Consider the following 250-nt stretch of genomic DNA (forward strand, 5'->3'; position numbering starts at 1 on the left):
CTATCGGTCAGAGCAGGAACGACGCGCAGCGTTCCCCGACTGGCTGCACACCTACAATCACCACCGCGGACACACCGCGCTCAAGGGCCAACCACCCGCCAGCCGCGTCCCCAACCTCACGGGGCAACACGCCCTGGGGCCCTACTGGCAGCTCACGCCCAGAGCTGGCCCTGCAGGGTCTCGATCGCTTCCTCCGTGGTCGCCGCCGTGTAGACGCCGGTCGACAGGTACTTCCAGCCGCCGTCGGCCA

The 250-nt window shown here is 68.8% G+C and carries 1 pseudogene; it reads left to right on the plus strand.

Features of this window, described 5'->3' with window-relative positions:
- Nucleotides 1-130, plus strand: a pseudogene (locus EHS43_RS46125) (IS481 family transposase); the annotation flags it as partial.
- Nucleotides 131-250: the final 120 nt, after the last annotated feature.

The organism is Streptomyces sp. RP5T (genome assembly GCF_003933965.1).
Classification (GTDB): domain Bacteria; phylum Actinomycetota; class Actinomycetes; order Streptomycetales; family Streptomycetaceae; genus Streptomyces.